Raw genomic sequence first — 20,319 nt, forward strand, 5'->3', positions numbered from 1 at the left:
CTCCTACCCAACTATTTCAACCTGAATATCAAACTCATCTTCTAATTTACTATATCTCTCTCCAACTAAATCCACGCCCCAATAATTAAAAGCTACAGCTGGTAATAATACTAAATCTATATCTAGCAATTCCTCTTGATATTGATATAATACTTTTCTAAAATCATCTACCACCAATAACCCAGCTGACATAATTGAACCTCCAAAAAAACAACTTTTTATAATACGCTCTATATCTGCTACTAAGTCTAGTGATAAATCATAATCAAATACTAATCCGGATCGTTCTCCTCTATCTTTCTTAATTATTATCTATTCTACTCTTCCAGTTCGCTCTAAAGATAGCTTAGGATTAGCTGCTTTTAAAATTTGATTGAATGCATCTACTCTAGAAAATAATTCTTTATCATTAACCTTTATTATCTTATCGCCAATCTCTAATTTGCTTTTAGCAGCTGGCGAATCTTTAATAATTCCACTAATAATTGCGTCTAAATTAACTATCCTAGAAGGTTCTAAAGTAATAGGTACTTCATACTTAGTTCTACACTTATCTATAAATACTCTTAAGTCATTCCATAAACTGAGATTAAATTTTATCGATTCTGGGCTATATTTAGTATAACCAGGTAAGAAAACTCTTATTGTTTCAGCTCCATATCTATCTAGATAAGCAATAGTCTTATCCAAATCATCCCAACCAGTTAAATGTGGCATTTCCACTATACTACCATGATATAACTTCCGTATACCCTTCTAAGAAAGTAAAGATCAATTTTAAAATAATAGAGCCCTCCTATATAGGAGGGCTCTATTATTTTATCCTAGTCTTAATCCAGGATCTGCATTTAGCGAATAGGGCGCAGTCTGTTGTTTTAATTTCCATTTGAAATAACCTGCTGTAGCAATCATAGCTGCGTTATCGGTACAAAGTTTAGGCTGAGGATAATACAATTTTACTCCTAATTGCTTTAATTCTGCTGCTAAAACACTCCTTAAGTGACTATTAGCTGAAACCCCACCAGATAGCAAGACTTGTCCTATCTCTTTAGCTTTAACAGCTTTAATCACTTTTGAAGTTAATACATCAACAACAGCCTGTTGAAAACTTGCTGCCAAATCAGCTTTAGGAATATCTTCTCCTTTTTGCTGCTTCTGATTTATATAATTTAAGACTGCAGTCTTTAAACCACTAAAACTAAAATCATAATTATCATCATAAATCAAAGGACGAGGTAACTCAATAGCTTCTAAATTTCCTGTTTTAGCCAGCTTATCAATGGCTGGACCTCCAGGATAACCGACCTCCATAACTCTTGCTACCTTATCAAAGGCTTCACCTGCAGCATCATCTTTAGTTCTCCCCAAAATCTCATACTCACCTAACTCTTCAAAATATAATAAATCAGTATGACCTCCTGAAACTGTTAAACAGACTAAAGGTGGCTTTAGTTCAGGGTGTGATATGAAATTTGAATAAATATGACCTTCAATATGGTTAACAGCAACTAAAGGTAGTTCATGAGCATAAGCTATAGCTTTAGCCGCAGCAATACCAACTAGTAATCCTCCTACTAATCCTGGACCATAAGTAACTGCCACTAAATTTAGATCACTATAACTAACCCCTGCTTCTTCTAGAGCCTCCTGAATAACTGGATTAATCAACTCTACATGCTTTCTAGAAGCTATCTCTGGTACTACTCCACCAAATTTACGATGCCAATCAATCTGTGAAGCAACTACATTTGATAAGACCTCTTTTCCGTCCTTAATTACTGCTGCCGATGTCTCATCACAGGAACTCTCGATTCCTAAAGTTAAAAATCCTTCCTTTATCATCTTTAAACCTCCACGAATATATTAATTCACAGTCGACAATGTACAGTTGACAGTAAAAAAATAATTTCTTGTAGTTTAACTATATCTACCCTTAAAAACTCAAAACTTCTTTTTATCTTCAATTATGTTTTATACTTTAAATAGTCTTAACTGTAATCTGTAAACGGTTAACTGTTCATTGTTTTAAAGTTCTTTCCACATAATTATTGCATCTTCCTGATTATCACTATAATAGTTTTTACGAATTCCTAACTCTACAAAACCTTCTTTAAGGTATAATTTACGGGCTCCTTGATTAGAAACTCTTACTTCTAAAGTTGCTTTGAGAATGTTATCATTTCTTATATCCTCAAAGAACTCTTCTAATATTCTTGTAGCTATTCCCTGCCTTCTAAATTCTTTAGAAACAGCTAAAGTAGTAATATGGGCTTCATCAAAGATTAACCAGCCACCAATATAGCCAATTATATTATCAGCAATAGTAACTACTAAGTAGTATGAATATTTATTTTTTAACTCATTAATAAAAGCTTTTTTAGACCAACTACTACCACTAAAGACTTCTTCTTCAATCTTTAATACCTGATCAAGATCTCTTTTTTTCATTGGCCTAATCAATAAATTTTCCAAGTCTTTTAACATCCTCTCACTGATTATGCTTCTTCTCCCACTGAATCTCTGCTTGAGATCGTTTTAAATAATTGGGTGTCAATGCAAATAAATTATCACCTTCACCTGAGATTAGTTTATTGAGAGCTAACTCTCCTATTTTAGCAGCTTTTGGGAGATTAAAATTAGAATTAAGAAAATTAGGGTTTTTAATCATCTTAATAATTTTATCTTTATAAACTCCAGCAACTTCACCAATAAAATATATATCATCCTCTATCTCTGATAATTGACTTAATAAATCATCAATATTAATTAAAGATTCCTTGCTCTCTACTTCAATATTATTATTAGCTCTATATAACGAAGTGAAGACTCGGTTTCTACGCCCATCAATCATTGGACATAAATAACCCCTACTATACTCTAAATTATAAGCCATAGCCTCTAAGGTAGAAATTCCTGCAATAGGAATATCAAGAGATTGTGCTAAAGTCTTTGCTGTAGTTAATCCAATCCTAATTCCAGTAAAAGAGCCAGGACCTAAAGCAACTCCTATTCCACCTAAATCCTTAGGCTTATATCCACAAGCTTCCAATAAGTTCACTACCTGTGGCATCAACCTCTGGGAATGAGTCTCTTGTAGATTTAATAAAGTTTCTCCTATTATACCTTCTTCAGAAATTAGAGCTACACTTCCTGAATTTGTAGAGCTATCAATTGCTAATACCAACATCTTGTTTCAACTCCGTAATTAATTCAATATATTTATTTGCTTGTGGTATAATTCTAATCTCTCTTTCAGTTCCTTGTCCTTTTAGGTTAATATCTAAATAATTGTCTGGCATTAATGTTCTTGATTTATCAGGCCATTCAATAATAGTAACCCCATCTCCATATAAATATTCTTCAAAACCTAAATCATATAATTCATCTTCTTTACGAATTCGATACAGGTCCATATGATTTACTTTCATTCTTCCACGATACTCATTAACAATTGTATAGGTAGGACTTGTAATTTCACCTTTCACACCTAAACCAGCACAAATACCTTTTGCTAAATTAGTCTTTCCAGCTCCTAAATCTCCTTGTAAGCAAACAATATCTCCAGGATTTAGCTTTTCACCTAATTCTCTACCAACCTTAAATGTTTCTTCAGGACTGCTTGTGTTAATCTTTATCATTATAGTTTACACCTCTTTATTCATTTTTTTATTATTTTTAATAAATAATTAAAATTAAGTTTACTATTATTGTCAAATTTATTTTATTCCTGTTAATAGAATTATATCTTAAATAATTATCTCCTTTTTATTTATCAAATTTTATAAAATGAAATTAAGTTTACCTTTAAAGATAAACTTAATTAAGTAAAGAGTATAAAAATTATATTCAATATGTATTTTATCCCAATAAAGATAAAGTTATTTAAGTGGGAAGATTTATCTCTTCCCACTTAAATTTATTAAAAGATATTTAGATTTAAAACTCTTTTACCTTTTCTATACAAAGTAATATTTCTTCTAATAACTCAAGTTCTTTATCTTTTAATCCATTTTTAGCTAACTGTAATTGTAAATGGTCACCTTTTAAGCCACTAATAACTCCTATATAAATATAAGACAACTCATAATCATAGTTTTCAGAGATAGATTCCTTATACTTCAATAAAGCCTGATTAAACTTTCCTTGCTTTCTAAATTTGTCACCTTTTATGCGGTTAATTCTACCAGGTTGATAAATATTTGAATAATCTTCTTGTATTTTTATCATATCATCAATAACTTGTAATAAATTCTTAGATTCCTTCAAATAACCTTCTTTAATTAACTTGTTTGTCTCATTTTTAGCTAAAGCAAAGTGATCTACTAATAAATAAGATACAGCTAAATTATAATGATTCTCAAAACTCTCTTCTCTATCAACAGCTAGTTTAAAATAAGATATAGCCTTTTCTAGATCTCCAGCAGCAAAGTTATATTCTCCTAATAACTGATAAATCTTTGCTTGAGAATTAATCTTTAATATCTGATCTAATTCCTTAGTCTTATCTTGACTTTTTTCCTCAAAATAAATATATCCTAACCTTTTATAGACTTCCTCTATCTGATTAGAAGTTAATAAACCTTCAGTATTTAAGGCCAAGTGGTAAATATCAATAGCCGCATCAAGGTTATACTTACTTACTAAAGAACCTACTTTTAAATATAAGTCACCATTGTTATACTCTTTTAATATTTTATCAAATATCTCTAGACCTTTTTGATTCTCTTCCATAGCCAAATGACTTTCTGCTAATCTAAGTCTAAGCTCTAAATCTCCTGTACTCCTATTATTTAAAGACTTATACTCCTTTAAAGCCAATTTATACTTTCCTTGTTCAAAATAAAAGTTAGCTAAACGTTTTTGATTCTCTAAAGAATCATCTAAATATAATACATATCTATATAACTCTTCTGCTTTATCTTCTTGATTAGTCTTTTTATAAAATTGAGCCAATTTTATATATCCCCATGTATCCTGTGGTGACAACTCTATAGCCTTATTATAAGAGTTAATAGCCTTTAATTTTTCCCCCTGCTCTAAATAAATGTCTCCCAAATAGATTCTATATTTTTTATTTTTAGGTTCTAAATCAACTAACTTATTAGCAACTCTTCTAGCCCTATCAAACATATATCTATTAGAACCATCTGCTAAACTACTATAGATTAAGTATAATTTTTCTAAATACAAACTATTATCAGGATCTAATTCAACTGCTTTTTCTATAGAATTTCGAGCCCGATCAATCTTCCCTAATTGCAATTGTATCTCACCTGATAAATAATGCATCTCTGAATTATTGTAATTTGATTGTAATGATAATCTAACCTCAGCTAAAGCCTCACGATACTTGCCTTGTAATTGATAAAGTTCTACTAACCTTTTTCTATATTTTAGTGCATCTTTTATTCTTATAGCATCTTTTAAGCTAGCAACTGCAGCATCTAAGTTGCCATCTTTTTTGTAGAGGTCACTTAGTAACCAATATAATTTATCATTTCGGGGTGAGTATTTTATCTTATTTTTTAACTGTTCAATCTGTTGTTTAAAGGTATCATCAAAACCTTTTGCAAAATCAAAATCAGTTAATCCTATATTAACATCCCAATTTTGATAAATAATTTCCATTAAAATTCTATCTCTAGAATTCTTCACTTCAATTTGCATAGGTAAGTAAATATTAGGATCAAATAATACAAAATTACTATAATTAATACTTACTAATTTTATATTAGCTCCATTAAAAATTTCTATCTTTGAAATTACCCTTCTTTCTTTATCAAAAAATAATCTTTGAGTTACAAACATATTCTCTAATTGAATAATATAAACTTCTCGCTCTTTATAAACTGACTCACCTAACAGCTCCATATCGTAAAAATTATCTAAATTATAAAAAGGATCTTGATAATTAGATTGTCCACCTATTGGTAAAGAATTCTTTATCATATTATAATCAGGTGGCAAATAGATCAAAGGAATGGCATTAAGTAATTTTACCTCTTCTATATTAAAGTTTTTATTCTCTTCAAAATTATTTTGGCTCATTGACCTAGTTTTTGATTTCATAATTTGGGCATAATAATCTATTACTTGATCATCTAAATATATCTTAGATACAACTGTCCCCTTAAAATCTTTCACCTGTTTTAGAGCTGATGCAACTTCATCCAATAAACTAGTAGCTGTTAACTCTTCAGCTTTTACTTGACCAGAAAAAAACAGTGTAATAATTAGAATGCTTATTAGTAAATATCTTTTCAATTTTATAACTTCCCCCTCCCAGATGCTTTGAAAACATTTATAGTTAAATATATAAATATAACACCTTAACTTTTAAATATATTTCTATATTGAATCACCCTAGTCCTTTATTATATTTAAAGTAATATAGACAAAAAGTGCTACTCCAACCTTTAATGCCTTTTCATCAAAATTAAATTTAGGATGATGCCCAGGATAATATTCTTCACTAGAATCAGCTGCGCCCAATCTAAAGAAGATACCAGAGATTTGCTGTAAATAATAAGCAAAATCTTCAGCCCCCATAGATGGTTGAGAGATATATCTTATATTGCTAACATAAGGTATATCTAAAATAACCTCCTTAACCTCTTTTACTAGCTCAGAAGAATTGATTAAAACTGGATAGCCAAATCTATAATCTAATTCATAACCTGCCCTTTGGCTTAAAGTAATTCCTTTAATTATCTGTTCTATCATTTCAGGAATCATATTTCTCAAGTTAGGAGATGTTGTTCTAATAGTTCCTGTTATTTCAACCTGATCAGCTATCACATTTCTCTTATACCCACCTTTAATAGTACCTAAACTTATTACAACCGATTGGTGAGGATTAATTTGCCTACTAATAATAGTCTGCAAGGCATTAATAACTTGTGAAGCTACCAAAATAGCATCAACCCCTTGATGGGGTGCTGCTGCATGCCCACCTTTACCTTTAATAATAATATCAATTTCATCTGCAGCTGCTGAACCTGTTTTAGGTTGAATTCCAATTACCCCTGTAGGCAAAGATTCTTCTATATGTAAACCAAATATATGATCTACTTTTGGATTATCTAATACTCCAGCTTTAACTAAAGGTTCTGCTCCTCCTGGCCCTTCTTCTGCGGGCTGAAAGATAAATTTGATCTTGCCGCTTAATTTATCTTTAAATTTACTTAATACTTTAGCTGTTGCTAAGAGAATGGCAGTATGACCATCATGACCACAAGCATGCATTACTTCCTTAATTTTAGATTTATAGCTAACATCTGTCTTCTCTTCAATTGGTAATGCATCTATATCAGCCCGCAAAGCAATTGTTGTACCTTCACCACAATCTAGTAATCCTATAACACCAGTTTTAGCAATCTTTCTTACTTCTATACCCAAATCATCCAAAAAATCTATTATTTTTTGAGATGTCCGATATTCTTGGAAACCCAATTCAGGATATTGATGTAGATCCCTTCTAATTGAGATTAACTCATCCTCTATTTCTTCAATATATTTAATTATTTGATCCATAATTACCACTTCCTTAATTTAAATTAGCTAACAACTATTGAATAGCTGTTAGCTAATACATATATATTAATTAAGAAAGTTAAAGATAACAAAAAATAATTTTAGCTAAGTAATTTGTAAATTACTTAGCTAAAATTATTAACAACTATAAATCAACTAAACCTATACTTATCTCCAATGCCTTATTAACTTCTCCTACTATGTTATCACCGAGATGAGTTACATGTCTTTTTAAGCGTTTCTTATCTATAGTCCTAATCTGTTCTAGTAAAATTACTGAGTCTCTATCTAAACTACAACTCTCAGAATCTATTTCTACATGTGTAGGTAATTTTGCCTTATCAATCTTAGAAGTAATAGCTGCTATAATAACTGTAGGACTATATTTATTACCGATATCATTTTGGATTACTAATACAGGTCTCACCCCACCTTGTTCTGATCCAACAACTGGGTTCAAATCTGCATAGTAAACATCACCTCGTTTAATTGTCAATTTAATCACACTCCGCTAATCTAGCCTCATAATTAAAAAAGGTGTTATTCTCAACCATGAAAGATTCAGTTGCTATACCTAGGTTTAATTTAGACATTTCTAAATAGCCTTGTCTCATTTCATCTTTAAATTTATTAACCCTCAGCTCTTTTACATAAACCTCCATAGCTTCACTAATAAATTGACTCCGATCTTGATTATCCTCTTTAATAAACCCGTCAATTTCCTTTAATAAATTATTCGGCAAGCTAATCATAACCTTTTTCAAATTAGTCAAAAAGAACACCCCCAGATTGTAGCTGAAACTTACATTAATATATGTGTAATAAATTTATAGTGTGTACATTAAGTTTTAATTTAGTAAATAAAAATAATCTATACCCTAGTTTTTACATTATTCTACAAAATATACATATTAGATAGAATAAAAAGAGACGCTATAAACGTCTCTATATATTCTAAAAATATTGATAAGCTTCTCTATCTGCTGGTAATCCCTCCTGGGCCAATTTCAAATTCAAGTCTGCCATTTGGCAGTAGCCTCTCTTTAATCTTTCACGTAATTTTTCCTTGTCTTCTGTTCTAATAGACCTTTTCCTTAACAATTGGCTTTGACCCATAGTTTTTATCACCTCATATTAAGTTATAACTACATAAAAGCCACTAAAAACATTATATATTATCTATAACTTATATGTCAATAGAGTTAAGAATTTATTATTCATTTCGGACAAGTAATTTATCCCAATTGCTTTTTATAAATCATAATAATATCCATTAGATTTAATATATTCAATTAAATTATCATAAGTTGGATGAACAGTAACAGTAGAAGAATCTCCAATAATTATTAACTTTCTTTTTGCCCTAGTTAAGGATACATTAAGTCTTCTAATGTCTCTTAAAAAACCAATCTTAGCTTTATTATTACTTCTAACTAATGATAATATTATTATTTCTTTCTCACGGCCTTGAAAAGCATCTATCGTACTTATCTCTATACCTTCTCTTTTTGATAATCCTTTAATTAAATCAACTTGATCCTTATAAGGAGAAATAACAGCTAACTCACTCTTATCTAAGCCTGCACTAATAATGTGATTAATAGTTTCTACACTTAGTTCAGCTTCCATTCGATTATAAATTGAACTAGAACCTTTTTTATAATTTTCAGGAGCCTCCATACCCTTAGTATCCAAAAAAACAACAGCTTCTTTACAGCTCAAAGATCTTTCTGTAGGTGAATTGCCTTCGGAAAAATTAAGCTCTAGCTGATGGATATTAATATCTTTAATATCTCTTGCAGCAACTAATTTCTGATTATAAAACTCCTGACTTGCAAAATTCATTATATCTTTATTCATCCGATATTGAAGCTCTAATACTTCTTTAGCATTAGATCCATGAATCTCTACTAATCTTTCAAATAAAGACTTATCTAGTCCCTTTTCTTTAGCCCGTTGATTTAATATAGTTGGAGGTAATTGTTTATGATCTCCTAATAGTATAACTTTATTAGCTTTAACCAAAGGAATTAAAGCTGAAGGTTCTGTAGCTTGTGTAGCCTCATCTACCAATAATAAATCAAAATTATTATCTGCCAACACTTCTGAACCAGCCGTAGAATTTGTACTACAAACTATATCAGCATTATTAATTAAATCATCGATAGCCTCTGTTTCCAATTTATTTATTTCTCTAAATAAATTATCAATTTTTTCTTGTAGATTTATCCACTTTGCCATCTCTTTAATCTTTTCAGCTGCTATCCCTCTATTGCTTCTACCCTGTTTAGCAAACTTTTTAATCTGTTGATTACTCATTCCCCTTCTCCATCTACCACTAGGATGAGTAAAATTCTTTTGTTCTCCTATTAATTCATAAACTTCTTCTCTAAATTCAACAGCTTCTTTATATTTAGGATGTTCTTGAACTAAATAATCAAGACTATGTTCTCTAAGATCAGTAGTTACCCTTGCTGGATGGCCTACTCTAACAACTTTTATCCCCTTGTTAATTAATCTTTCTACCAAATTATCTACTGCAATATTAGAAGCAGCAGTAGCTAATATATTATTATATCTACTGATAGATTGTTCCAATATCTCAATTGCCGTCATCGTCTTACCTGTTCCTGGTGGACCATGTATTAGAAATAAATCCTTAGCAGCCAAAGCAGATTCCACCGCTCTTTTTTGAGATTTGTTTAAGCAACTATCTTCAAGCTCTAAGGAGAATCTATCATTAAATTTAATTTCTTCTAATCCTAATAGTTTATCTCTTAATTCTTTTAATCTGCCTTTAGCATTTTTTAGCTTAGACAATGAATCTAACATTCTTTGATAAGTAATATCATTAACATAAAGGTCTAGCCTAAGATTTTTCCCATAGACAAATTTATTTGGTCTATTATCAAAAACTACAGTTATTGAATAATTACTTAATTCTACTACTGTACCTGTTGGGTTATTTTTAGCTAAGGGATTATTTCTAGAAATCATCACTAAATCACCAACACTAATTTGATGATCTGGTAAAGCTTGTCCTTGCCTTTGACACATAAACTTAATTGAAGTTTTCCCACCAAAAGCTTCCCCTTGATCTCGACCCTTCAACTTGATTATAGCCCTTCCCCTTTTTTGCCGTTCATAACCAGTGAGATTCTTAATCTCTAATTCATGCCTTTTCATCTCTTCTTCTCTTTCTAATTGAACTAAGTAGCGGAATTTCTTGATATACTTTTCCACCTGCTGTAATTTATCTTTAAATCCATCATCTAAATAGATCTTTACCTTTTCTCCTGCTATCTGACTATTATTCATAGTTTTAACTACCTTTTTTGCAACACTATCATCTATTTCTACAAAGGCAAAATCATCTTTAAGATTGATTTTACCTATTTTTTTAGCATTAATTTCAGCTTCATTAGTAAAAGCCCCTACAATATCACCAGGGCCAATATTATCTGTTATGTCTTCAATTACTACTATACTCATTATATCCCCCCTATATAAAGATCACACCCTTACAGGTGTGATCACATTAATGAGTATAGCAAAAAAATTTAGGGTAGTCAAAAATCTAATTCACCTAAATACTATTCAAATTTAATCTAATATACCTTCGCTTATATACCTTACTATATCCCCTCTACTAACTATTCCTATTAACTTAGCATCTTGTATAACTGGTACACGATTTACTTCATCTTCAGTCAATATTGTAGCAATATCTTCTACACTTGTATCAGGACTAACTGTTATCAAATCAGTAGTCATAATATCTTTAACCTTGACCCCTACCATCTTTTTGAAATCCTTTTCAAATTTCTCAAAGCTCTCTAAATAGAAGACACTATCTAAAAAGTAAACATAATTAGGAAAATTCAACTTTTTATCTCTAACGATTAAATCACCTTCACTAACTATTCCTACTACTTCTCCATCCTCTAAAACTGGCACACCACTGATTTTATTATCAGTTAATACCTTAGCTACTTCCTTTACAGTCTGTTCAGGTGTAACAGTAATTACTTCTTTAGTCATAATCTCTTTTGCTATCATACTATCCCCTCCTTAAATTAGTTGTTATTAACTATTAATTGGTAATTACCTACTTGTCACTTGTCACTTGTCACTTGTCACTTGTCACTTGTCACTTGTCACTTGTCACTTGTCACTTGTCACTTGTCACTACCTTTAACGCTTGTGGCAAATAATCTATTAAATTACTTGGCAATAAACTATATTCTGTTAAATCTTCTACTGCCAAGTCACCAGCTAATCCATGTAAATAAGTTGCTATAATAGTGGCAGCTCTGACATCTATATTCTTTTGTGCCAATAATCCAGCAATTAATCCAGTTAAGACGTCTCCACTACCACCAGTAGCCATTCCAGAATTTCCAGTAGGATTGATATAAATATCCCCTTTAGGTGTAGCTATTATTGTTCTAGCTCCTTTCAATAATAAAACCACTCCATATTCTTGAGAAAATTCTTTAGCGATCTTTATACTATTTTTTTTAATATACTTGATACTCTTATTTACTAATCTAGACATTTCACCAGGGTGAGGAGTTAAAATAGTTGATCCTTCTCTTTCTTTTAATATCTCTAAATTATTTATAACATTTAACCCATCTGCATCTATAACTAATGTTTTATCTGTCTGCTTAAGAAGACTATTTACAATATACTCTATCTCATCTCTAGCAGTCAAACCTGGACCAATTGCTAATACATCTCTATTATTAATCAACTTCTCTATCTCTTCTAGAGCAGCTATAGCTAATGTACCAAACTCTGTTTCAGATAAAGGATAAGTCATAGCTTCAGTTAATTTATTCTCTAAGATAGAATTTAAGCTTTTTGGAATAGCAACTGTTACTAATCCTGCCCCTATCTTCAAGCTAGCTTGAGCAGCTAAGGTAGCTGCACCAGTCATTCCTGTTGAACCTGCTACTAAAAGCAATCTACCATAAGTACCTTTATGACTATCCTTCTCCCTAGTTGGCAATAAATCATTAATTAGTTTATCAGTTATCAAATGAATGTCTATATTTTGTTGCTTAATCACTTGATGTGGAATACCTATATCTACTATATTTAATTTCCCAACATATTCTGCTCCTGGATATAGTATAGTACCCAACTTGGGAAGAGCAAAAGTAATAGTCTCTTTAGCTTGAATAGCTATATCTTCAACTCTTCCTGTATCTGCCTCTACTCCCGAGGGAATATCAATGGAAATCACAGGTAGATTTGATTTATTTACTATAGAAATAACCTTATGATATATTCCCCTTAACTTACCCTTAATACCTATTCCTAATAATGCATCAATTATTAAGTCACTACTATCTAATCTAGTTTTTAGATCTAATAGCTCTTCTACCATTACTATTTCTTTTACTTCGATTTTTAACTTCTCTAATATATTTAAATTAACTTTAGCATCACCTGTAACCTTAACCTTCTCTCCTACAATAAAGACTTCAACATTATATCCAGCCTCCTGAAACATACGAGCAACTGCAAAACCATCACCACCGTTATTACCTGTGCCTGCTAAGACTATAACCTTATTCTTTTTGAGGTCAGATAAATAATCCTTAGCTACCTTTTTAACCTCCAACGCTGCTCTTTCCATTAATACTATGCCAGGAATGCCTACCTCTTCAATACTATAACGATCAATCTCTTTCATTTGATCAGCAGTTACTACTCTAATCTTCATCACCTCCAAAAGCACAAAGCATTGATAAATTATAATCAAAAACAATAAACCCCTTGAAATCTATTAAATTTCTAATAGGTTTCAATTAGAAATTATTTATTATAAATTGTAAATTATATCGCTATCGCTTGAGCTACAGCATAATCTCTACTATGTGAGATACTAATCATAATCTTTTTAATTTGAAATTCTTCTAGCAAAGATTGAGCTTTATTATGTAATAATACTTCTGGCTTTCCTAACTCATCTTTAGTAATCTCTATATCAGTCCATTTAAACCCTCTAAACCCTGTTCCTAAAGCTTTAACAACTGCCTCTTTAGCAGCAAAACGAGCAGCATAGTAAGGCCATGGGCTTTGATGATCTTCACAATAATTTATCTCATTCTCTGTAAAGAACCTTTTCTTAAACCTCTGATGCTTTAAAATAGCATCTTTTATTCGTTCAATTTCTATAATGTCTACTCCTAATCCTTTCATCTCATCTTCAGACTCCTTATTCAGCAATTATAATATATTAATTCTACAATTTACCTTTTTTATCCTTCATACTATTGGATTATATATATAATTTTCCTTCACTGTAGATCTTCTTTAATATGTAAGATAATATTTTGAGAAGTTCTTTGACACAAGTCCTCTATTACTTTTTGTGCCATCTACACCGTTTCATTTTCCCTTCTTAGATCCACCTTAGTTTTTCCATCTTCCGTCTGATATATTAAGATATCAGTGTTATTCTCAATTTATAATACTCCTTATAATTTATTCTTTTAAACTTTGTTTTTAAATATTATTGAATATAGCTTTAATCTTTTTTATTTCCTCTCTCCTAAGACAGAAAAGACTGGCTTTGTATGATGAGTTGATAAACCCTAAAGAGAATTAAGAGATAAAATTTAATTGCCTAAATATCAAAAACCCCTGAGAAAATTCTCAGGGGTAAATTGATTATTGCCCTTCGGGTTCTTACGACTTTTCGTGATCGATAAGTGCCCAAAGAACATGGCACTTATCTTATCTTCTCTTCTCTAATTCCTACTATCTTCTCCCTACAAGTCCTTCGGACTTTTCGTGATCGATAAGTGCCCAAAGAACACGGCACTTATCTTCTCTACTCTACTGTTACACTCTTAGCTAAGTTTCTTGGTTGATCTACATCAGATCCTCTTTCTATCGCTACATAATATGATAATAATTGTAATGGTACAACAGATGGTATAGCAGTTAATAATTCATCAGTTTTAGGAATTTCAATCTTATAATCTAAATCTTCAATTACTTCTTCACCTTCAAATACAATTCCTGTTACAACTCCACCACGAGCTTTAACTTCTTTTACATTACTTAAAGTCTTATCAATTACAGATTGTTGAGTTGCCACAGCAACTACTGGTACTCCATCTACAATCAAAGCTAATGGACCATGCTTTAATTCTCCAGCCGGATAAGCTTCAGCATGAATATAAGATATCTCTTTCAACTTTAAAGCACCTTCTAAAGATACAGCATAATCAATACTTCTACCAATAAAGAAAGCATCATTTTGATCTACATAATCTTTGGCTAATTCCTTAATAGCGTCTACACTATTATCAATTATCTGTTCTACTTTCTCTGGTAGTCTCTTTAACTCAGAAATTAATTCTTGACTTCTACTTAAGTCTAGTATACCTTTCACTTGGGATAAATAGATAGCTAACATATAAAATGCCATTAACATTGTAATATAAGCTTTAGTAGAAGCAACTGCAATCTCAGGTCCAGCATGAAGATAGATTACATCATCTGCTTCACGTGGAATAGTGCTTCCTACTGTATTACAAATAGCTATTACCCTTGCCCCTTTATCCTGTGCTTCTCGTAAAGCTGCCAAAGTATCTGCAGTCTCTCCAGACTGACTTACTACAATCACTAATGTATTTTCATCAATTAGTGGATCTCTATATCTAAATTCTGATGCAACATCTACTTCTACTGGAATTCGAGCTAAATTCTCAATTGCATATTTTCCTACTATTCCAGAATAATAAGCAGTTCCACAAGCAACAATATAAATTTTATTGTAACTTTCTAATTCCTTAGCTGTTAAACTAACTTCATTAAAATGAATAGTATCTTCATTTAAACGACCAGCAATAGACCTTCTTAATGCTTCTGGCTGTTCATGTATCTCTTTAAGCATAAAGTGATCAAAACCACTCTTTTCAGCCATTCCTGGATCCCAGTCAACTTCAAAGACCTCTTTCTCTATCCTTTCTCCACTAACAGTAGATAAATCTACTCCATCACAAGTAATAACCCCCATCTCACCATCATCTAAGATAAATACTTTATCTGTATGTTTTAAGATAGCAGGAATATCAGAAGCTATAAAGTATTCTTCTTGCCCTATACCAATTATTAGTGGGCTATCTTCTCTAACTGTAATTAATTTATCTGGTTCTTCTGTTGATAAAATTACTAGAGCGTAAGCTCCTTCTAATTTGCCTACTACTTTTCTAACTGTCTCTTCTAAATTTCCATCATAATACTCTTGAATTAAATGAGGGATCACTTCTGTATCAGTTTCCGATTCAAATTCATAGCCTTTAGCTTTTAGCTCTTCCCTTAACTCCATATAGTTTTCAATAATCCCATTATGAACAACTGCAAACTTTCCATTAGCACTTGTATGAGGATGAGAATTAGGTGTAGATGGTTTTCCATGGGTAGCCCAACGAGTATGACCAATCCCAATACTGCCTTTAGGATCTTCTTTATCAGTAAGTGCTTCTAACTCAAACAATTTACCTACCGTCTTAAAAATATTAATCTCTCCATCATTATATAAAGCAACACCTGCAGAATCATAACCTCGATATTCTAATTTTTGCAAGCCTTCTACCAATATTGGACTAGCCTGGCGATTTCCAATATAACCCACAATTCCACACATATATATTAACCCCCTATTTACTCTTAAAGTTGAAATAAGTGCTATTCCTAAATTCCTTTGTACTTAGAATTACTTCTAAGTTTTAAGAATTTAGTTTAAGGCTAATAGCTATAACCTGAGGGTATCCGCCGAATATCGATCAGCCCTCTCCTCGTCAACTCAGAATTAAACACAATTTAAAATTGATAATTAATAATGAGTCCGGGCGCTATAATTATATAGTACAGTTTACAGTTGATAATAAATAAACTTAAACAATGAAAACTGTAAACTGTTAACTCTAAGTCATAAACTAATTAAGCTCTGTTCTTATTACTTTAGCTACATTATTTGCTAGTTTTTCTATTTCTTCTTCACCTTCCCCTTCAACCATAACCCTGATTAAAGGCTCTGTTCCTGAAGCTCTTACAAAAATCCGTCCATTATCTCCTAATATTTTCTCAGACTCTTTTAGTATACTATCAATATTTTTATTATTCTCCCAATCTTTATCTTCTACTTCTATATTGACTAATAATTGTGGAAAAGCAATCATCTCTTGACGTAATTCAGATAAATTCTTGCCTGTCTTTTTAATAATATCAATTAATTGTAATGCCGTTAAGATACCATCTCCAGTAGTATTATAATCTAAGAAAATAATATGACCTGATTTCTCTCCACCTAAAATATAATTTTTTTCTTTCATTTCTGCCAAAACATAACGATCTCCATTCTTCACAACAGAAACTTGGCCATTTAATTCATTCATTGCTTGATGTAATCCAAGGTTACTATATTTAGTAGCTACTATTGTATTATCTGTCAGGCGTCTTTCTCTTATTAACTCTCGTCCACAAATCGCTAAAATATAATCTCCATCTACTAAATTACCTTTATCATCAACAGCAATTAACCTATCTGCATCTCCATCATGAGCAATTCCTAAATCTGCTTCATAATTTAATACTGCTTCCTTAATAACCTCAGGATTAGTAGAACCACAATTAACATTAATATTTAAGCCAGTTGGATTATTATGTATAGCAATAACCTCAGCACCTAATTCTTCTAAGACTTGAGGTGCAGCTTTAAATGCAGCCCCATTAGCACAATCTATAACAACCTTTAAACCACTAAAATTATTATCTACAGTAGATTTAATATAATTTATATAATCTGCTAAGCCATCATGAATAAATTTAACCTTACCTACTTTATCTCCTGAGGGTAATGAAATCTTATCTAAAGAATCAAAAATAATACCTTCAATCTCTTCCTCTTGATCATCAGATAACTTAAATCCATCTTTATTAAAGAATTTGATACCATTATCTTCTACTGGATTATGAGAGGCTGAAATCATAATTCCTGCATTAACATCCTTAGTTTTAGTTAAATAAGCAACAGCAGGTGTAGGTACTACACCTATTTTCACTACATCTATACCTAAAGAAGTAATTCCTGCTATTAAAGCAGCTTCTAACATATCACCTGATTGTCTAGTATCTTTTCCAATTAATATTTTAGGACTTTCTTCCTCTTGAGACAAATAGTATGATCCAGCCTTACCTATTTTGAAGGCTAATTCAGCAGTTAAATATTGATTTGCTTCACCTCGTACTCCATCAGTTCCAAATAGATCACCCATCTTTTCACCTCCTTTAATATTATATTTTTATAATCTACTAATGTGAGTAAATAATAAATAAGATACAATACTAATTATATTGTAAAGGATTATAGTTTTCAACTAATTAACACCTAATTCATCAAATTTACTAAACAGCCTTTCTTTTAAGCTAAATTCATCTAAATTAGATTCAATTCTCCCATCATATGTTATAGACACCACACCTGTCTCTTCTGAAACAACTATTACTAAGGCATCACTTTCTTCGCTAATACCTAATGCAGCCCTATGCCTTGTCCCAAAACTTTGCTTTAAATTACTATTTTTAGTTATAGGCAATAAACAATTAGCTGCAACCAATCTATTCTTATCTATAATTATAGCCCCATCATGCAATGGGCTATTAGGCGTAAATATATTTATTAGTAATTCCACTGATAAAATTGCATCTAATTCTATTCCCGTATCAATTATATCTTTAAGTCCCGTTGCTCTTTTCACTACAATCAATGCCCCAATTTTATCTTTGCTTAATCTAATAATAGCCGCTACTAATTTATCAATATGAGTCTGAAATTTATCTCGTCTTCTTAATTGATTAATTAAATTTCCTCTTCCTATGTGTTCTAAAGCCCTTCTTAACTCTGGTTGAAAAACTATCGGCAAAGCAATTAATATTACTGTCTTTACCTGATCTAATAAAGAATTAAATATTTTCAAACCTAATATTCCACTAAAAAATCTAATTAATAATAAAATTAATACACCATTTAGAAGTTGAATAGCTCTCGTTTCCTTAACTAAGGTGAAAAATTTATAAGAGACTACTAAAGTTACCAAAATATCAATTAACATTAAAATACTGATTTCCATTGTGTGTTCCCCTTTCAATAAAAAGAGGGAATATTAATTTTAGGATTTCCAATAATGATAGATATTATAAATACTATTAAGATATTATAATATTATAAAATAAAATCAGGCAGAAAATTTTAATATTCTCTACCTGTATTAACTTATTATAGATATTCAAGTCTAAAATTTAATTTAATTACTAATCACTGTCATCCAACTATATTCCTAATATAAATTTGATTCTAGTTAGATGATAATATTAAATTATATAGTTTAAATTTATTTTATCCTATCCCTCCATAAATAATGCCTAGAACCAAGACTACAATTGCTACTCCTGTAAATATATATTTTGCAAAAGGCTCCCACCATATTCCCAATGGTTTTTCTGCTCCTTTATTTATCTCATTTCTTGCATTGTCAACACCATAAATCCAAAAGAAGGTAATAGCAGCTAATACAGCACCTATTGGTATCAGATAAACTGTAACAGTATCAGCAAATAAACCAAAGATATTCATATTTAAATCTAATGGTAAACCAATTAAAAAAGCCAAAATTCCTACAATCAATACACTCTTCTTTCTACTCAAAGAAAAACGTTCAATTAGTGCTTCAACAGGAACTTCTATTAAATTGATTGCCGAAGAAAGTGCAGCAAACACTACACTTAAAAAGAATAAAGCTCCAAAGAAATAACCACCTGGCATACTCTTAAAAATAGTAGGTACTGTGATAAATAATAGAGGTGGACCTGCTTGTGGATCTAAACCAAAAGCAAATGTAGCCGGTATTATTACAAAAGCAGCCAAAAATGATGAAATAGTATTGAATATAACCGTATTAAAAGCAGAAGATGGAATATCTACATCCTCTTTTAAGTAACTACCATAAACCAACATAGCTGCTCCTCCCAAAGAAACCGTAAAAAAGGATTGTCCTAAAGCCATAATCCAAGTTATAGGATCAAATAATTTACTCCAATCTGGCAACAACAAGAACTTGATCCCCGCTTTAGCACCAGGCAAAGTTAGTGACCTAAATAACAAAATAACTAATATTCCAAAAAGTATTGGCATCATAACTTTATTTACCTTCTCAATTCCTTCTTTGATACCAAAGCTAACAATAATTACAGTCAATAATATCCCAATAAAATGCCATAAAATTGTATTTGGAGTACCAACAAAAGTCCCAAAATACGCCGGAATACTTTCTATGCTCTCAAAAGAATTAGTTAGAGTTAAAGTAAAGTATTTTAATATCCAACCAACGACTATAGAATAAAATATAAAAACACCTGTTACTCCTAATACGGGTATAATCCCCAATTTATCTCCAAAGTTAAGACCTTTATCTTTATATACATCTTCAAAAGCACCAATAGCACCTTTCTTCTTACTTCTTCCAAAAGCAAATTCCTCCATCAATCCTGTTGTACCTAAAACTAAAACAAAAAATAGATAAGGAATCAAAAAAGCAGCCCCACCATAAGCCCCTAACCTCCAGGGGAACATCCATATGTTACCCAAACCAATAGCAGCTCCAATACAAGCTAAAATAAATCCTAACTTACTAGACCATGTTTCTCTCTCTTGCATATCTTAATACCTCCATAAATATTTAGTTTATTACTGCTTATAAAATT

The 20,319-nt window shown here is 31.0% G+C and carries 19 protein-coding genes; all 19 read right to left on the reverse strand.

All coding sequences use genetic code 11. From position 1 onward, the window contains the following. Positions 1-3: 3 nt before the first annotated feature. The 19 genes from OREMA_RS18405 to OREMA_RS0110905 all read right to left on the reverse strand — a co-directional run bounded on the left by OREMA_RS18405 (position 4) and on the right by OREMA_RS0110905 (position 20,272). Positions 4-192 carry a hypothetical protein gene (locus OREMA_RS18405; RefSeq protein WP_018249288.1) on the reverse strand — a complete coding sequence of 63 codons (189 nt, stop codon included), beginning with the start codon at positions 190-192 and terminating at the stop codon, positions 4-6. Positions 193-312: 120 nt separating this feature from the next. Continuing rightward, entirely contained in the window at positions 313-717 is a 405-nt protein-coding gene (locus OREMA_RS18410) for a PDZ domain-containing protein (protein ID WP_018249289.1), read from the reverse strand. Positions 718-819: 102 nt separating this feature from the next. Further along, on the reverse strand, positions 820-1,842 hold the full coding sequence (tsaD, locus tag OREMA_RS0110825) for a tRNA (adenosine(37)-N6)-threonylcarbamoyltransferase complex transferase subunit TsaD (protein WP_018249290.1): 1,023 nt from the start codon (positions 1,840-1,842) through the stop codon (positions 820-822). A 183-nt stretch (positions 1,843-2,025) separates the two neighbouring features. Next, positions 2,026-2,484 (reverse strand): ribosomal protein S18-alanine N-acetyltransferase, encoded by a 459-nt coding sequence (rimI, locus tag OREMA_RS0110830; RefSeq protein ID WP_157280063.1) that lies wholly within the window; start codon positions 2,482-2,484, stop codon positions 2,026-2,028. Positions 2,485-2,488: 4 nt separating this feature from the next. Next, a complete protein-coding gene (tsaB, locus tag OREMA_RS0110835) occupies positions 2,489-3,187 on the reverse strand; it encodes a tRNA (adenosine(37)-N6)-threonylcarbamoyltransferase complex dimerization subunit type 1 TsaB (protein WP_018249292.1) in 699 nt (232 codons plus the stop codon). After that, positions 3,168-3,638 (reverse strand): tRNA (adenosine(37)-N6)-threonylcarbamoyltransferase complex ATPase subunit type 1 TsaE, encoded by a 471-nt coding sequence (gene tsaE, locus OREMA_RS0110840; protein ID WP_018249293.1) that lies wholly within the window; start codon positions 3,636-3,638, stop codon positions 3,168-3,170. The genes tsaB and tsaE overlap by 20 nt, the downstream gene beginning before the upstream one ends. Positions 3,639-3,936: 298 nt before the next feature. Continuing rightward, positions 3,937-6,264: a DUF4292 domain-containing protein gene (locus OREMA_RS0110845; protein ID WP_018249294.1), complete on the reverse strand. Its 2,328-nt coding sequence runs from the start codon at positions 6,262-6,264 to the stop codon at positions 3,937-3,939. Positions 6,265-6,363: 99 nt separating this feature from the next. Continuing rightward, positions 6,364-7,533, reverse strand: coding sequence for a M20 metallopeptidase family protein (locus OREMA_RS0110850; protein ID WP_018249295.1), 1,170 nt, complete (start codon positions 7,531-7,533; stop codon positions 6,364-6,366). A 145-nt stretch (positions 7,534-7,678) separates the two neighbouring features. Next, on the reverse strand, positions 7,679-8,029 hold the full coding sequence (locus OREMA_RS0110855; protein ID WP_026188972.1) for a type II toxin-antitoxin system PemK/MazF family toxin: 351 nt from the start codon (positions 8,027-8,029) through the stop codon (positions 7,679-7,681). 1 nt (position 8,030) lies between these two features. Continuing rightward, a complete protein-coding gene (locus tag OREMA_RS0110860; RefSeq protein ID WP_018249297.1) occupies positions 8,031-8,306 on the reverse strand; it encodes a CopG family ribbon-helix-helix protein in 276 nt (91 codons plus the stop codon). A gap of 181 nt (positions 8,307-8,487) precedes the next feature. Then, a complete protein-coding gene (locus tag OREMA_RS19055) occupies positions 8,488-8,649 on the reverse strand; it encodes a hypothetical protein (protein ID WP_018249298.1) in 162 nt (53 codons plus the stop codon). A 135-nt stretch (positions 8,650-8,784) separates the two neighbouring features. Then, complete coding sequence (locus OREMA_RS0110870; RefSeq protein ID WP_018249299.1) at positions 8,785-11,025, reverse strand: IGHMBP2 family helicase; 2,241 nt, start codon at positions 11,023-11,025, stop codon at positions 8,785-8,787. A 111-nt stretch (positions 11,026-11,136) separates the two neighbouring features. After that, a complete protein-coding gene (locus OREMA_RS0110875; RefSeq protein WP_018249300.1) occupies positions 11,137-11,592 on the reverse strand; it encodes a CBS domain-containing protein in 456 nt (151 codons plus the stop codon). 112 nt (positions 11,593-11,704) lie between these two features. Beyond that, a complete protein-coding gene (locus OREMA_RS0110880) occupies positions 11,705-13,267 on the reverse strand; it encodes a bifunctional ADP-dependent NAD(P)H-hydrate dehydratase/NAD(P)H-hydrate epimerase (protein ID WP_018249301.1) in 1,563 nt (520 codons plus the stop codon). Between the two features lie 113 nt (positions 13,268-13,380). After that, positions 13,381-13,746, reverse strand: a complete 366-nt coding sequence (acpS, locus tag OREMA_RS0110885; RefSeq protein ID WP_018249302.1) for a holo-ACP synthase — start codon at positions 13,744-13,746, stop codon at positions 13,381-13,383. A gap of 634 nt (positions 13,747-14,380) precedes the next feature. Next, positions 14,381-16,204: a glutamine--fructose-6-phosphate transaminase (isomerizing) gene (gene glmS / locus OREMA_RS0110890; RefSeq protein WP_018249303.1), complete on the reverse strand. Its 1,824-nt coding sequence runs from the start codon at positions 16,202-16,204 to the stop codon at positions 14,381-14,383. A gap of 292 nt (positions 16,205-16,496) precedes the next feature. Continuing rightward, a complete protein-coding gene (gene glmM / locus OREMA_RS0110895; RefSeq protein ID WP_018249304.1) occupies positions 16,497-17,834 on the reverse strand; it encodes a phosphoglucosamine mutase in 1,338 nt (445 codons plus the stop codon). Positions 17,835-17,936: 102 nt separating this feature from the next. Beyond that, a complete protein-coding gene (cdaA, locus tag OREMA_RS0110900) occupies positions 17,937-18,689 on the reverse strand; it encodes a diadenylate cyclase CdaA (RefSeq protein WP_018249305.1) in 753 nt (250 codons plus the stop codon). A 266-nt stretch (positions 18,690-18,955) separates the two neighbouring features. Then, positions 18,956-20,272: a sodium-dependent transporter gene (locus OREMA_RS0110905; protein ID WP_018249306.1), complete on the reverse strand. Its 1,317-nt coding sequence runs from the start codon at positions 20,270-20,272 to the stop codon at positions 18,956-18,958. Positions 20,273-20,319 lie beyond the last annotated feature (47 nt).

It is taken from the genome of Orenia marismortui DSM 5156, assembly GCF_000379025.1.
Classification (GTDB): Bacteria; Bacillota; Halanaerobiia; order Halobacteroidales; family Halobacteroidaceae; genus Orenia; species Orenia marismortui.